The sequence below is a fragment of the Bacillus sp. F19 genome (genome assembly GCA_023823795.1).
GTDB lineage: Bacteria > Bacillota > Bacilli > Bacillales > Bacillaceae > Bacillus_P.
Genome location: CP085710.1, coordinates 5,033,308 through 5,049,803, shown reverse-complemented (window position 1 = coordinate 5,049,803; position 16,496 = coordinate 5,033,308). Strand labels below are relative to the sequence as shown.

Here is a 16,496-nt window from a genome sequence, read left to right as displayed (position 1 = left end):
ATAATAGAAAAAAATGAATTAATCATGAGGCAAATCTAATCCTAGCAAATTAAAAACAAAAATATGAAATTGGTAAAATATTATAATAATTAATTCCTCCAAAATGGATTTCCCCCAAGTTCAAATTAGGTAAAAACCTAACTACAAAAACAAAAAGATGAAATTTTACAATATTTTAGCATTAAAATCCCCCATTTTTTATGAGTTTTACATTAAAATCCCCCCATTTACTATACGAAAATTCCTAAGTACAATAAAACAAATAAAGTAATTTATCGAAATATTTTAAAAAGACAAACGAATCATGTCGTTTTCAGGAGGAGAAGTAAATTGGGGAAAAATAAGTTTAAAAAAATAGTTGCTAATACAGCAATTAGTTGTATTTTGATGTCTTCTATCGTTCCATTTAAGGTTTTGGCTGATGACCAAATCCAAAGCGCGATTCAAGGTCCGATTCCAAGTCGTTCTCAAACAGGGACATATCATTTAACGCCTGAACAGATTGAGGCAATGAATAAAATTAGCACTGAGAGTGAAATAAAAATTTCACCACAAATCAACGTCAACAGCTCAGAGCAAGTTCGCGTTATTGTACAATTTAAACAAGCTCCAGCAGAAGTAGCAGTCATTCAGCAGCAAATAGATGGAAACGAGATTTCGTTGAAAGAAGCTACTAAAAAGGTAAAGGATAATCATAAAAAGTTTAAAGAGTTTGTTCAAGGAATGGAGCAACAAAAAGCAGGAGTTAATGCCATCACTCCGTCTACTCCTGCTTCACAACCAGAAATTAAGATTACTAGAGAATACCAGCACGCGTTTAACGGAGTAGCGATGACGCTCCCAGGAACAGATGTGGAAAAACTATTAGAGTCTGGCTTAGTAAGCCAAATTTTTGCAGATCGCGCTGTAAAAATTGATCCAGTCGGACCAGAAGGTTCCAATACGAATGATTTGACAGCTAGTAATGGAAAATCGACCACAACGACATCGTTATCAGAGAAGCTCAGTGTGTCTGCGCAAAATACTTCTACCAAGACGTTGAAAGAGAATTATATTCCTCTTCCAGGTATTGAAGATTTGCATGGAGAAGACGTTAAGGGTGCAGGAATTAAAGTTGGCGTCCTTGATACAGGTATTGATTATAAGCATCCGGATTTAACGGACGCATATAAAGGATATCGTAAAAAAGATGGAGAAGATTCAACGACTATTGATCCGGCAACTGTAAAGGGATGGGATTTTGTCGATAATGATGCTGATCCAACCGAAACGACGTATCAAGATTGGGTAAATGCAGGAAAGCCGACTGATCCTAACGGTTCATATTATACGTCTCACGGTACTCACGTATCAGGTACGATTGCAGGTCAAGGGGAAAATAGTGTTGATTTTCCGTCTTTAGGTGTAGCGCCTGATGTTGATTTATATAGTTACCGCGTGTTAGGTCCATGGGGGAGCGGATGGTCTACTGATATTATTGCAGGTATCGATAAAGCTGTACAAGATGGAATGGACGTTATTAACTTGTCTTTGGGTGCTCCCGTAAACGATCCGTTAATGCCAGAATCCATTGCTATTAATAATGCTACACTTGCTGGTGTGACATGTACAGTAGCAGCAGGTAACTCAGGACCGGGTGAGAAAACGCTTGGTTCTCCAGGAACAGCAGCGTTTGCTATTACAGTTGGAGCAAGCGACTTCCCAATGGGCATTCCTACAGCATCAGCGACCGTTGGCAGTGAAACGTTCAACAACATGAAGCTGTTGGGTAAAGGTTATCATGATCATTTAGAAACGTTAGTGAACAAATCGTATCCTGTGGTCTATGTTGGTTTAGGTGGGGAGAACGATTTTAAAGATGCAAATGGTCAACCAATTGACTTAACAGGAAAAGTAGCTTTAATTCAGCGTGGAGCGTACGCGTTAGCCGAAAAGGTGGTCAATGCTAAAAAAGCGGGAGCAGCCGCTGTGATTGTGTATAACAATGTCGATGGCGAAATCGACAGTTATCTGGCTAATGAAACCAATTTCATCCCTGCTTTCCGTATAACGAAAGCAGATGGAGAGCGTTTAAAAGCAGCATCAGAATCTTCTTCCATTACTTTTAGTAATGTTGGTTCAGTTGTAACAGAAGGAAATCATCTAGCGGGCTTCAGCTCAAGAGGACCTGTTACGAAGAACTATGACATCAAACCTGATGTAGTAGCACCTGGTGTATCTGTCTATTCCACTTATCCGGAATACGTTCATAGTCCAGAAGATGGAATCGACTATTCGACTGCATACGCACGTATTTCTGGAACGTCAATGGCATCGCCTCATGTAGCTGGTATGGCTGCTCTTATTTTACAAGCACATCCAGACTACACTCCGTTTGATGTGAAAGCGGCGTTAATGAATACATCAGATAAATTAACTGGCGATTATTCTGTATATGAAGTAGGAGCAGGATTAGTCGATGTAAAAGAATCCGTTCATGCAGATGTATCTGTTAAAGTTATGGACAAGACGCAAAATAGGGATAATAATGGCAATCTTGTTACGATTGACGAAGAAACAGGTTCAATTGCTTATGGTACGATTTATAAAAAAGAAAACGATACGAATGAAGACAGTCGTAAAATGGTTATTAAAAATAACGGAACCGGGCAAAAAGCTTTTGATATCAGTTATGAATATTCCAAGGCTAAAAGTGGTGTTCTTGACGCAGTGTCCAATAAGGTAGAAATGACGGCATCTGCTCAGTCGGTTACTGTTGAACCGGGACAATCGGCTGATTTAACAGCGACGATTCGTGTACCAGGAACAGCAAAAACGGGCAGATACGAAGGTTATGTGAATATTGTCAATCATGCAAATCCACAAGAAAGCTATCGTGTGCCGTTCGCTGTTCGTGCAGTTGATAAAGGGATTGAAAGTATTGAAACGGATAGTCCAGCCATCAGCAACGTGTTATGGAATCCTGTACATCCATTTATGGCGGGTCCTACGAGATTTTTGAAATTCAAAATAAATAGCCCGATGAAAAATGTTCGAGCGATTATCTATGACAAAGACGGTCGTGCACTAGGAAGCACAAGTCCAACACCTATCGATGCTGCAACAGCACCGATAGACCAAGATTTATTTATAAGCTATGGCGCTTCTTACTATCCGTTTATTGGAGATCCGAAAGATGAGATAACGGATATTAACCTACCACAATCAGTATTACCAGAAGGTCAATATACACTGAAGTTTAGAGCAGTAGATGCTGACGGTAAAACTTACGAGAAAGAGCAAATATTTGTTGTTGACAATACATTACCTAAGCTTACCTTTAAAGATAAAGCTCCAGGTAAGGTGTATGAGTTAAAAGATTCAGACTTTACACAAGAAACACTTAACGGTGAAGCTCATAACGCATTTTGGGTTCATGCAAATCTATACGATGAAGGCACAAAACAATTAGCACCACTTGGCATGACACAGTCTTCGAACACACTTTGGTATTATCTAAATCAGAAAGTATTCCCAGATGGAGATTTTCCTGTTGAAGCGAACGGAGACGTGAAATTTGGTATTGAGAAGAAAGACATTGAGAATGGGCCTGCAACCGTTATTTTATTCCCAATGGATAAGGCTACAAACGCCCATTTATTAAATGAATTCTATCCGTATGCCTTTGTTAAGGAAGGTACGCCTTATGTAGTGCCGACCTACGATAAAGAAAAAGTCTATAAAAACGATACGTTAACAATGACGTTAAGTTTGAACAATGTTGAGAAACTTATGTCAGGTACGTACGATCTTGGTTTTTATAAGAATTTTGAATTTTTAGATGTAAAAGTGAATAAAGAGTTCCAACAATATGCACAAGACAAAGGCTTAACTGTAACTGTAGACCAACCAGTCGTAAAGGAGCACCCAGTTTATACCTGGTCTAAAAAGAGCGTTAACGTAGGAGCTCATATAAGCGGAAATGGATTTCAAGGATTTAGCGGGGACAGCCCGTTCCTTGATGTAACGTTTAAGCTAGTAGACGATCATTTCTATATTCTATGGGATACTATGGACGGAGAAGAAAATACGAAAGATTTCAGCTACACGAAGTTTGGAGAGTCTGAACCAACAAAAATGACTCTGTTCAACCAAATTGACAGCTATAAAATTATTCCAAAGCATTCATGGGTTAATTCATATATGCGCCTTGAAGGATTCAGCGGTCAATCGACTAAAGATTTAACTAAGGTTGGAGCAAAAGTATACGCGCAGGATTCTAACGGAGTGAAATATCCAGGAACAGTTGACCAAGCACAAGGATTTTTCAGTGTGAAAAATATCCCGTATTCAAAAGAACCATACGATATTGTTGTTGAAGCTCCTGGACATTTAAAGAGCATTCAAAAAGTGAATTTAGGTACAAAAACGACTTGGGGCGAGGATATTGGACGGTATGTATTCGCTGCGGCAAAACAGCCTACAGCTGCTGCGGGAGATGTGAATGGCGATAAAATGATTGATATTTCTGATGTCATCCAAGTGGTTGCTTTTTACGGAAAGGATCATAAGGAAGAAGACTTAAATCAAGACGGTATTGTTGACGAAATAGATGTTCGCTTCATTGAAAAGAACTTCTTACGAGTAGGACCTGATGCTCCAAAAAATAAAAAACCAAAAGAAAAACACGGCAATAAAGGATTAGAAGACTACTTACGTGCAATCGGTCTTGAACCGAAAAAGTAACAGAAGCAAACAAATGCCAAGGCAACGTCTTGGCATTTGTTATTTTTTATTGATTAAGATATCCGCTAGAACGTGGAAAGGATTTTAAGTGATTCTTTTTACTAATAAAAATGATGTAGAATATGATAGTAATCAAGTTTATTAACCTCATTTAGATTAGTTGCGGTGAACCGTATCACAAATAGTGGTTAGCAGAGGGTTGAAGTTGTTATCGGAAAAGAAATCCTAAACAAGATTTAAATCAATTCGTGCTCCCTTTTTTTGCAAATTCTTTATTTAGATCTTTGTTTAGAATTATAATATATCTAAAGTAAGATTAAGGGGGGAGTAAAATGGAAAGTGTCAACCAAGTAACTTGTGAGAAAAGGTCCTATTCTAGAGAGTTTAAATCTCACCAACATGAGTTTGGCCAATTTCTTTTTCCATTACAAGGCACCTTAGATATACAAACGAAGTGGCAAGAGATAAATCTTAACTCAGATTACTGTTTTTATCTTCCTCCAAAGTTTGATCATAACTACCGATCCAAAGACAGAAATGAATTTTTAATCTTAGATATTCCAATACAATATTTACCAGAGAATACAAGCAGCATGTATATACAGTTGGATAAACAATGGGCTTCTATCCGTTATTTGCTATTGGAAGAGGCGAAGAGTCAGGAGAACATATCCTCCTTAGTAGATTTGACTAGATATGTGACCAACAAACTTCAAATCTCTAAACCCCCTTCTATTGAATATATTCATAAAAATTATAAGGAGCCAATTAGATTAGAAACTTTAGCAAAAATGGAGCATTACCATCCAGTATATTATTCTGCATGGTTTAAGAAAAAAACCGGGAAAAGCCTAAAAGTTTATATATCTGAACTGCGTTTGAAAGAGGCTAAACATCTATTAAATTCAACAGTATGGTCCATGTCGAGGATTAGTGAGGAATTAGGTTTTGAGAATTCTTCATCGTTTACAAGGTGGTTTGTTAGTTGTGAGGGAATATCTCCACAAAAATATAGAATTCTTAATAATGGATAAAAAGGATATTAAACTTGGTAAAGAAAATTTTTAAGGAATTTTCTATTATAAGTTTGAATATTCTTTTTATCTTTTTTATTGAGGTGAGCAAAATGAAGGGAAAATTGTCTCCTTTTTTAATATTACTTGCAGCAATACTTTGGGGGACCACGGGTACAACTCAGGCACTTGCGCCGGAAACAGCACACCCGATTGCTATTGGGGCTACTCGCTTAGCGGTAGGAGGTATATTTTTAGTATTAATTGTTCTGATAATAGGGAAATTCAACTTTAAAAATTGGCCAATCAAGACAACGATAATGGCTTCTTTAAGTATGGCATTGTATCAGCCATTATTTTTCTCGGCAGTTTCGATTACGGGAGTGGCCATTGGGACAGGGGTAGCAATTGGGAGTGCACCTATTTTATCAGGTCTCATAGAATGGTTATATTTAAAGATTCGTCCATCAAAAGTTTGGTGGTACTCTACTTTCCTATCAATATTAGGTTGTCTAATGCTCTTTGACAATAAAGAATCAGTATATGTAGACCCTGTTGGAATAATAATGGCTCTTGGGGCTGGGTTATCCTTTGCTAGTTATACTCTTATAAGTAGAACTTTAGTTGAAAACCATTCGTCATTATCAGTAGTAGCAGTCGTTTTCACTCTTAGTGCAATCTGTTTATCTCCATTTTTATTTGTTTTTGACATGTCTTGGATAACGAGTTTTCGAGGTGTGAGTGTAAGTCTTCAACTTGGGATGATGGCGACTGGGATAGCATATTTCCTTTTTGCCAAAGGTCTTATCCATGTCTCTTCATCAACTGCAGTTACACTTGCGTTAGCAGAACCGTTAACAGCAGCATTATTAGGAGTTTTCATATTAGGCGAAAACTTAAATATAACTTCATGGTTAGGGATTTTCCTCTTAATGCTAGGAATCGGAATATTAATATGGTCGTCTAAAAATTCTGGCAGCGAAAAGGAACTGAGGGTAACTCAGAAATGAGTGATATTGGAAATTGTAAAAAGGTGGTTAGATCAGTATGGCAAATATTGAAGACTTTCTAAAACTAGATATTCGTGTTGGCACGGTCATCAATGCAACATCTTTTCCTGAAGCAAGAATACCTGCTATAAAACTAGAAATTGATTTTGGAGAAGAGATTGGCATAAAACATTCTTCCGCTCAAATTACACGTAGATATGATCCTGAACAACTTTGTGGACGTCAAGTGGTAGGCGTAGTTAATTTTCCGCCAATGCGTATTGCGGGGTTTAAATCTGAGGTATTGGTAATAGGTGGGGTTCCGGAAGAGGGGGATGTTGTTCTTTTAAAGCCCGATGAACTCATTAGTAATGGAACAAGAATCTCATAATACATGCCCTATTGGGTATCAGGGACAAATTGAAGGAGGGGGTGTAATGGCACTAGGGTATACCTTAATGGAGAAGCAATGATGGATAAAGGAATCTATTTAATCACGGAAGTTCCCAAAATACTACTACTGGCTAATGTAAGCACATTTGTAGCTTGAAAAATTTTTCTCCATAATCCTTTCATCTTTATAACCCCCTGTTTTTCTCAAAATAAATAAAAAAAGACTTCTTTCATATTAAATATTCAGAAAAATAAATATAATAGCTTGAAATTTTCATGAAGGGTATTGGGGGAATCGCAGGTAAAGCTTGTCCTTATTTTTTTACAAAAATTTCAAAAAATTATTTTTACCACAAATTTTATAATTTATTTCTGTGAAATTATTGAAATTTTGATATTAATTGACTATTTACTTCATAAAAATGCTAATGAAATATGCGTTCTTTTGAATAACCATTTATTTAAATTTCCCCCAATTTACAATATTTAAAATACTTTGTATAGTTATAAATACATAAGTAATTTGTTATGGGAAAAACGAAGGGCAGGAGGTCTAAAACTATCTTTTAAAATCGTTTCGTTATCTATCGGCACTTACATATGTAATAAAGTGACTTGGAGGAAAAAAATGAAAAAAAAAGCACGCAAAAGTAGGATTGTCAAAAGCTTAGTTATTGCTGCTCTATCATCTAGCTTTATTTTAGGTTCTATTGGACAAGTACCAACTACTGCGAAAGCGGTTAGTTATTCGAATACTGAAAATTTGCTTGCTAATTTAACATCTGAACAAAGAGCGGCTCTTCATGAACTTTCTACCAATGAAACATCTGGACTCCAAATTTCATCGGATATTGACTTACAGTCAAACAAACAAACATCAGTTATTGTGGAATTTGCCAATAAGCCTGTTAAAGTGGCCAAAATAGAGGCAGCTGCAGAGGGTCAATCATTATCTGAAGAGGAAGCAGCAAGTTTAGTACAAAAATCATGAAACCTTCACTCAGGATTTAGGACAAATTTTAACAGACGAAAAAAATAAAGCGGTAGATTACAAGATTCACCATTCCTATAAACATGCATTTAATGGTGTATCGATGAGCCTGCCAGCTAACCAAATTAAAAATCTATTAAAATCAAAAGCAGTAAAATCAGTTTGGAGCAATACAACATTTTCGATAGACCCACCTACCGCGAATAGCGAACAGTTAAAAGCGGATGAAGCAAATGTTGCGAATTATGCGCCTTATGATGGACTAGAACGTCTACACCAGGATATTTCAGAAGTTAGAAATTTCATGTTAAATAATCGAAGTGAAAAAGCTAAAACATTTAATGTAAATGTGAAATTCCAAACTGGAATAAGAGACTCAAAGGATGCAGCTTTAAATAATGTCACATTAGATGGGCCAACTTCAGTCAATATAGAAGGAAATAGCCAGAGAGTCATCAAATTTAATCTGTCTATTCCTAAAACAGCTGAAAAAGGAACATATGAGGGATATATTGTATTTACAAATGATGAAGATCCAACAGAAACCTACCAAATTCCATTTGGCGGTCGAGTAGTAAACGAAGGAATCGATACATTTACGATTACTAATCCTATGTACTCTGGTGATACAGCTTGGCCAGAAAATGCAGTTCCTTACCTTGGATTTAAGTTCCAATTAAAGTCACATATGAGGACTTTAGATGTGGTATTACAAGATGCTAAAACAGGTGAAGATCTTGGTTTAGTTGGATCTTACAATGCTCTATTATTGAATGAAAACCAACTATTAAGTAATCCTAGCGGATTCGCAGGGGCTTACTACCCGTATACGGGTGATAAGAAAAATCCGATTAACAGTCAATTTGTCATTGCCAAAACGGGTCAATACAAATTAAGAATGATTGGTACAAATAATCAAGGGAAAACATTCACTAAAGAAGCCGCTTTCATCTACGAGGTTGGAGAACCAACGATGACCTCCACCTTTGATTCGTTAGATCAAAAAGTGATTGAATATAATTTAAGTCAGCTTGATACAAAAGGACAATTTTTATATGACTTTAATATCAATGTAAATGATCCTGAAGCAGAAGAGGCAAAGCGCTTAGGTATTCCTGTTGATCAATCAAACAATTCAGTTGTTTCCTTTTACAATGGACCATGGCCATATGAGCCAATCTACACTGATAAAAATGGGGATTACAAGGATCAAATCCTAGTGAGAAAACAAGCAACACCATTAAAAGTTCAGTTCTATGCTATGGATGCTGCGAGAAACTTTACTGCAGATGCTACGGCAATGCTGCGGGTTGCTTTTGTTACTGATACTACCCCATATTATTATTTAAAAGCAAATAAACAATCTATTTCGACTGGAGAAACAGTAAATTATTCCTTCCGTTCGAACAATATTAAAAACTTAAAAACGGCAAAGATTACCATTCCGGTAATGAAACACTATGGAGACTATGGCACCATTAAAAATGTTGTTGTAAGTGATGCAGTGAAGCAATATGGTAATGCAGAAGTAACTGTAACAACCACATCAGATACTTTAAATAAGTATTATACGATTACATTTAACTATTTAGGAACTAAAGCTTTACCAGAAGATATGCAGTTAGTAAATTTCGACTTACAAACATCTAATATGTATTCGAAAAGTTCGCCTATCAACTGGTTTGATAATGAGATGAAGGGAACGACCATTGATCAATCCAATGTACAAACTAATAATGTTTATACGTATATTGAGACTTTTAAACTGAATTCAACTTTTTCAAGGTTAGAGGGATCAATGCAATTTGAGGGAATGTTGAATCCTTTAACAGGCGAACGTAACAACGCTTTAGACCATAGAACTATTGGTGCAAAAGTTATAGTCACGTCTTATGATGGAACAACAGTTGCTGAAGCTCCTCTAACAAACAAATCCGGCAGCTACAATGCTGATGGACTGAAAGCTGATAAAAATGCTTATACACTTAAGGTAGATGTACCAGGTCATTTTACGATGTATAAGCCATTAGTATTATCGTATGACTCTCGAGGAGAAGCAATCGGTAGAAGAATGGGTTACTTATTATCTCCAGCTAAAGCGGGAGATGTTAATAAAGATCATGTCATTGATGTATTAGATGCAATCGAACTTCAAAAAAATTGGGGTAAAAATACATCAGGGTCCGATTTGAACTTCGACGGCACTGTTGATAAAAAGGATATGGACTATGTAATTAAAAACTATGGATTACAAAATGACTCTGTTCCAAATGCCCCTAAAGCGAAAGATACGTATAAGGGTGTTACGTTGGATATGGTGTTAAGTCAGTTAGGTTTAAAATAACGTAATTAGCTATGGTGTCAGCGTATAAGGGCAATGGTGTCCGGTACCGACAAAAGACAAAATTCATACCAGGCGGACAGGGGGTTTGAGACTCTCTGTCCTTTTTTGTTCCCATAGCTTATAATAGAAATTCGCCGTTAGAATGGTGCGGTGAGCCTTATCATAATAAAGCATCCGCAATTTTTTCTTAAACAAAAAAATCTTAGAATAAATGAAACGGGTGAATAACGATGGCCAAAAAAATCACAGAAAAATTAAACTTACTAAAATATAAAGAGACAGCTGTACTGCACTTACCAAATGGTGCAGATTATTTAGCAGAATTAACGGATTATGACACAGAATTAGCTGATCATGCTTATGACCTTATTTTTGCATTTGTATTAGATATGGACTCTTTAAAGAAACTTGTAAAAAAGGTTATCGATAAAAATCATTTAAATAAAAACGGCTATCTCTTTTTGGCTTATCCTAAAAAGGGAAATAAAGTATATCCTGCCTATATCCATCGAGATGAATTATTAGTTGGCTTAGGGGCAGATGAAAATGGCTATGTTGGGACAAGCAGCATAAAATTTGCCCGTATGGTCGGATTGGATGATGTCTTTACGGTTGTTGGTCTAAAAGAAGACTCTAAAAGCAAAAATCACACATCTGCAAAAGCAAGTCAATGTGTTGATGATTATATCGGATTTATATCAGATGTAGAGAAAGATTTGCAGGATACTCCAGATTTATTTGCTTTCTATCAATCACTCACCCAAGGATATCGTAAGGATTGGGCCCGTTATGTTTATAGCGCAAAACAAGGGGGAACAAGAGCAAAACGGCGTGATGAAATGAAAATGATTCTTGGGAAGGGTTTCAAGAGCCGGGATTTATATCGAAGGAATAAATAATGATATAAAAACGAAGGTGCCTTGGCTCCTGAACTTTTGACAGTTTCGTTGCTGTATTTTTAAAAGATTAAAACTGCTCTTGGTAGATAAATTGGGTATCTGAAAGGAGTTAACTTTCATATGAAGTATCTAAAATCACAGATGAAACAGCTGATTAAAGAAAATCAGGAATTGCAAGTTAAGCTGAATGGAATGATGAAGGAACACAGCCTTGAGAAAAACTTTGCCCTCAAAGCCCTGTACCATGCAGAAGTTGCTGAAGGCGGAAAATATCAGCTTGCCTATCAAGCATTGGACTTACCGAAAAGGTAGGTCTTTTTTATCCAATTGTTGCTTCGGATCATAAGAAAAAGGCCCCAGACGCAGCTGGAGCCTTTTTTGCATTTTACAAAGCTTCTTTAATCATTTTCTTATAATAAAGCACAGAAAGCACCCCAAAAATCGAATACAATCCAGTGTACAGCACCATAACTATGATCATTGGTGTCCAAACCTCAGCTCCAAATAAAAACCATCCCGATTGTACGGCGAAATAACTGTGCAAAAGCCCGATCACTAATGGAATCCCAAAACTGAAAAGCTGTTTGGACTGAATGCCTTTCAGCAAGTTTCCCTGTGTAAAGCCAAGTTTACGTAAGATGGTGTAATTCGGTTTTTCCTCTTCGCTCTCGCCCATTTGTTTAAAGTAAAGAATGCATCCGGATGTGACCAGAAATGACAGCCCAAGGAAGCCGACGATGAACATGGCCATCCCCATGTTGCGCTTCTGGCTGTTCAGAACTTCAAGCTGGGAATCGTTTGGTGCGTTTTCGCCCAGTTTTAAGGACGTAAAAATGGTATTGGCTTCTTTTAATTCGTCCTGATCCGCTATTTCAACAGCAATATAAGTAGATGCCGGCTGCTGAACATCAGGATTCATATCCTTTTTCAGCTGCTTAAAGACCGAATCATCGACAATGGCTGTCGGCATTCCTCCGGCTGTAAAATACCAGGACACGGGAGAATCTTTTTCCATTCCCAAGTACGTTTGCTGAATGCTTGTTGTTTTTCCAAGTAGCGTAACGGTTCCTTTATCATCAAGCGGCATGAATTTTTGGAGCAGATCGCTGTAGCCTGTGAAAATCGTTTCGTCCTTTGAAAGGTTTTTTCCTGCGGATTTTTCACTGATGACAGGAAGAGTCATCTTGCTCGGATCATAATTCAGCCCTTCAAGTTTGGCACTGAAAATGTCGCTGATATCCACTTCAGCCATGAATACATCAATTCGTTCATCCTTATACGCTATCCCAGCAGATTCCAGAGATTTTTCAAACAGTGCAGCATCTTCGCTTTCAGTAAAGGAAAAGTCAGCGGGCACTTGATTTTCTGCGGTTTTTTCAGCTGAGTAATAAGAGATGTAGCTCAAGGACAGCAACCCAATCGCCAGTGCTGAGACAGTCGTAATGATTGTCAGCAGCAGGGCATTTGATTTCATCCGGAACATGATGGATGAAAGAGACAGAACCTCGCTAACTCTCAAATAGCCATCTTTTTTCTTTCTGATGAGATGGAAAATAAAGCTGACGGACCCTCTGTAAAAAAGATAGGTTCCAAGGATGACAGAACCGAGAATAAACAACATGGCGCCATATAGAGCCATCATGGATTTAAAGTCTCCGCCAAAAAGCTTAGAGGAAACATAATACCCGGCCGCAATCATAATGATGCCCAAAATGCCAATGGCCATTTCGAAAAAGGACATCTTTTTAACTTTTTCTTCTGCGGATGAGAGCACTCTGAACAGCGAGAGGATGCTCTGTCTTTTAATAAACAGATAGTTCATCAGCATGATGAGAAAGTAAATGACGAGGAAGACAATCAGTGTCTGAATGAACGCCTGGTTGGAAAAGTGGAGTTTAGCTACGTCATCCACGCCGGTAATTTTGAATAAGATCATCATCACCAATTTTGATGCCGCAAATCCAGCGAAAATACCAAGAACCAAAGATCCAAAATACAGCAGGAAGTTTTCTGCCGTTAAAATGCGGAAAATCTTATGCTTTGTCAATCCGATCAGCTGAAGCAGCCCAATCTCTTTGCTGCGGCGTTTAATGAAAATGTTATTGGCGTAGAGCAAAAAGATCGTCACGATGGCAATCAGCAGGACAGATGCAGCCCGGATGGCGGCGCCGCCTTTGATAGAACCTTCTACCGCGTCCATGGAAGGATCATACTGCAGAGTGACAAAAGCAAAATAAAGCGCTACGCTGAAAATGAGTGCAAAGATATAAAGATAGTAATTCTTCAGGTTCTTTTTCAGATTTTTGACGATGAGCTGATTAATGTTCATACTGCACACCGCCTAAGACGCCTTGTGTTTTGATGATATCTTTAAAGAAAGCCTGTCTTGTTTGCTCCCCTTTGTTCAATTGTGTGTAGATTTGTCCATCTTTTATAAAGATGACTCTGCTGCAGTAGCTTGCCGCAGCCGGATCATGCGTGACCATGACAATGGTTGCTTTTCTATTTTCGTTTAGTTCGGTCAATTTATTCAGCAGGTCAGCAGCGGATTTAGAATCAAGTGCGCCCGTCGGTTCATCGGCAAAAATGATGCTTGGTTCATGAATAAAGGCACGTGCTGCAGAAGTACGCTGCTTCTGTCCGCCGGAAATTTCATTCGGATACTTATCTTTTAACTCGTAGATGCCGAGCTCATTTGCTAATGCATGAAATTTCTGGTCCGCTTCTTTTTTAGGTACCTTTGAAATGGAAAGCGGCAGCAGAATATTTTCTTTTACTGTCAGCGTGTCCAGAAGGTTATAATCCTGAAAAATAAATCCGAGATGATGCTTTCTGAATTCAGCAAGCTCCTTTTCCTTCATGCCCGTCATTTCTTTGTGCTCAATTTGGATGGTCCCTCCGCTCACTTTATCAATTGAAGACAGAACATTCAGCAGCGTTGTTTTGCCCGAGCCGGACGCACCCATAATGCTGACAAATTCGCCTCCTAGTATCGTAAGGTCAATTCCTTTAAGGACTTCCTGTTTATTCAATTTATTTCCGTAGCTTTTATGGAGCTTTGATGCTTCTAATATCGCCATACTTGCTTCCTCCTCTTAATTCGATATCTTAATTATAAAAAGAAGAAAGGTCCTTTTCCTTTTATTGTGCGAACAAAATAGAAAAGCATGTGACATTCTTGTCACACGCTAATGACGGCTGTAAAATCATTTCTTTTTGGAAAAGTTAACGTAAATGCTGTTTCTGTGTGGATAATAGACTGCGCGTGAAGATCAATCAGCAGCGGTATGGCTGCTTTTTTAGCCAGATACAGCCCCATCCCTGTAGCAGCATGATCATGATGGTTTATGGTCGATGTGAAGCCTTTATCGAATATGCGGGACAGGTCCTTTGGATCGATGCCCCGGCCGTAGTCTTTCACCTGAACTCTTATTTGATCATCCTGCTTCCAGCTTTTTATGATAATGTCTGACGCCTCGCTGTATTTCACTGCATTCGTTAAAATTTGTCTAATAATAAATGCAAGCCATTTTGCATCACTAAGGACTTCCTTTTGATCAAGCTGAATGTCAAAACCAATCCCTTTTTGAATACACCATGCTTGAAGTGTTTTAATTTCACTGAAAATCACGTTTTCCAAATCAACTGTTTCAATGTATAAATCATTTTCAATAAACGGAATCCGTTTTTGATGCAGCTGCTGGTCAAGCAAAAGGTGAATCCGCAGCCACTCATACGTCAAGTGAGTTTTCATCACATCGTCTTCCATGCGTTCGATCATTAAATGCATGGCAGTGAGCGGAGTCTTCACTTCATGAATCCACGATAAAAGTTCATCCTTTTCCTGTTCAAGCGAAATTCTGTTGTGCAAAGCATCTTTTTTCAGCGCCTGTGCCTGTTCGCTGAGCGTCTTTTCAACCAATTGTTCAAACGGGCTATCCGGAGCTGGAATGCTTGATATATCAAGGTTGTTTTCCCGATCTTCCAGCCTTTTATAAAATGCAGTTTCTTTATTGTACCGAACGGCTAAGAAGACAATAAAAGAAATTATGGAAAGAAAAACCATATACAGGACTGGCTGCACTGGAATGGCTGAGTCAATGAAAGCAATAAAGAGAATAAATAAATGGATCATAATAAAGAACAGAATCCAGCTGCGGCGCTCTTTTAAGAAACGGAGGATCATACCGTTTCCTCTTCTGCCGCAAGATATCCCTGGCCTACTTTTGTCTCTATAAAATGACCAAGACCAATTTCATCCAGGCGCTTTCGCAGGCGATTGACATTCACTGTTAACGTATTGTCGCTTATAAAGCGTTTATCATCCCACAAGCTGTTCATGAGCTTGTCTCTGCAGACAATTTTGTTTTTTTGTTCAATCAAGAGTTTAAGAATGAACATTTCATTTTTTGTCAGTTCAACGGAGCCTGTTTCATTCGTAACGGTATTTCGCTCATAATCAACCGCAGCATTGCACCATGTTTTCAGACTTACTTGCTCTGTATTGTAGTTATAAACACGGCGGAGAATGGCCTGGATTTTCGCAATCAGCACATCAAAGTGAAAGGGCTTTTGAACAAAATCATCAGCACCAAGCTGCATAGACATGACCATATCAGTCGGATGATCCCTCGAGGAAAGAAAAATGATCGGCACATTCGAATGCGACCGGATCATCCTGCACCAATGAAAGCCGTCAAACTTCGGCAGCTGAATATCAATGATGATCAAATCTGGTTTTACTTCTGAGAATTCCTGAATGACCCTGCTGAAATCCGTAATTCCGTATACCTCATACGACCATTGAGAAAGCCTGTCTTTGATCTCGTTAAAGAGCGTTATATCATCTTCGATCAGTAAAAGTTTGAACAATAAAATCACCACACTGTCAGCTTTCTTTTACAATAATTGTATAGCAAAATAAATTTGTAAGCTATAGGGGGAGGTATATTGAAATCATAAAATCTGTTCTTGATTCCTGAAAATGTATTTGAACAAGAATCTATAAACTGTTAATTCCCAATCGTTAACCACTTCTCTAATTTATCAAAAATAAATAAGGCTTTTTGTTTGAAAAATGAGATTCCCTCTAATCTATGAATTTCAAAAAGCCATTGCATTAATTTCAGTCTTTATATATAA

General features: G+C 37.8%; 12 protein-coding genes. 8 read left to right on the top strand and 4 right to left on the bottom strand.

The window, feature by feature from the left end; translation table 11 throughout:
- The first annotated feature begins 330 nt into the window (after nucleotides 1–330).
- The 8 genes from LIT25_25870 to LIT25_25835 all read left to right on the top strand — a co-directional run bounded on the left by LIT25_25870 (nucleotide 331) and on the right by LIT25_25835 (nucleotide 11,666).
- On the top strand, nucleotides 331–4,725 hold the full coding sequence (locus LIT25_25870) for a S8 family serine peptidase (protein USK33874.1): 4,395 nt from the start codon (nucleotides 331–333) through the stop codon (nucleotides 4,723–4,725).
- A 332-nt stretch (nucleotides 4,726–5,057) separates the two neighbouring features.
- Nucleotides 5,058–5,759 carry an AraC family transcriptional regulator gene (locus LIT25_25865; GenBank protein ID USK33873.1) on the top strand — a complete coding sequence of 234 codons (702 nt, stop codon included), beginning with the start codon at nucleotides 5,058–5,060 and terminating at the stop codon, nucleotides 5,757–5,759.
- Between the two features lie 92 nt (nucleotides 5,760–5,851).
- Entirely contained in the window at nucleotides 5,852–6,748 is an 897-nt protein-coding gene (locus LIT25_25860) for an EamA family transporter (GenBank protein ID USK36415.1), read from the top strand.
- 37 nt (nucleotides 6,749–6,785) lie between these two features.
- Nucleotides 6,786–7,118: a chaperone CsaA gene (csaA, locus tag LIT25_25855; GenBank protein ID USK33872.1), complete on the top strand. Its 333-nt coding sequence runs from the start codon at nucleotides 6,786–6,788 to the stop codon at nucleotides 7,116–7,118.
- Between the two features lie 630 nt (nucleotides 7,119–7,748).
- The gene (locus LIT25_25850) at nucleotides 7,749–8,111 is read left to right on the top strand and encodes a hypothetical protein (protein ID USK33871.1); all 363 of its coding nucleotides are present in this window, start codon (nucleotides 7,749–7,751) and stop codon (nucleotides 8,109–8,111) included.
- 25 nt (nucleotides 8,112–8,136) lie between these two features.
- The gene (locus LIT25_25845; GenBank protein USK36414.1) at nucleotides 8,137–10,455 is read left to right on the top strand and encodes a protease inhibitor I9 family protein; all 2,319 of its coding nucleotides are present in this window, start codon (nucleotides 8,137–8,139) and stop codon (nucleotides 10,453–10,455) included.
- A 230-nt stretch (nucleotides 10,456–10,685) separates the two neighbouring features.
- A complete protein-coding gene (locus tag LIT25_25840; GenBank protein USK33870.1) occupies nucleotides 10,686–11,354 on the top strand; it encodes a YdeI/OmpD-associated family protein in 669 nt (222 codons plus the stop codon).
- A gap of 120 nt (nucleotides 11,355–11,474) precedes the next feature.
- Complete coding sequence (locus LIT25_25835; protein USK33869.1) at nucleotides 11,475–11,666, top strand: hypothetical protein; 192 nt, start codon at nucleotides 11,475–11,477, stop codon at nucleotides 11,664–11,666.
- Between the two features lie 73 nt (nucleotides 11,667–11,739).
- Here the strand turns inward: LIT25_25835 and LIT25_25830 are convergent, their stop codons facing one another.
- The 4 genes from LIT25_25830 to LIT25_25815 all read right to left on the bottom strand — a co-directional run bounded on the left by LIT25_25830 (nucleotide 11,740) and on the right by LIT25_25815 (nucleotide 16,226).
- Complete coding sequence (locus LIT25_25830; protein USK33868.1) at nucleotides 11,740–13,683, bottom strand: ABC transporter permease; 1,944 nt, start codon at nucleotides 13,681–13,683, stop codon at nucleotides 11,740–11,742.
- On the bottom strand, nucleotides 13,673–14,434 hold the full coding sequence (locus tag LIT25_25825; protein USK33867.1) for an ABC transporter ATP-binding protein: 762 nt from the start codon (nucleotides 14,432–14,434) through the stop codon (nucleotides 13,673–13,675). Before LIT25_25825 ends, LIT25_25830 begins: the two co-directional genes overlap by 11 nt.
- A gap of 101 nt (nucleotides 14,435–14,535) precedes the next feature.
- Entirely contained in the window at nucleotides 14,536–15,540 is a 1,005-nt protein-coding gene (locus LIT25_25820; GenBank protein USK33866.1) for a sensor histidine kinase, read from the bottom strand.
- Complete coding sequence (locus LIT25_25815; GenBank protein ID USK33865.1) at nucleotides 15,537–16,226, bottom strand: response regulator transcription factor; 690 nt, start codon at nucleotides 16,224–16,226, stop codon at nucleotides 15,537–15,539. Before LIT25_25815 ends, LIT25_25820 begins: the two co-directional genes overlap by 4 nt.
- Nucleotides 16,227–16,496: the final 270 nt, after the last annotated feature.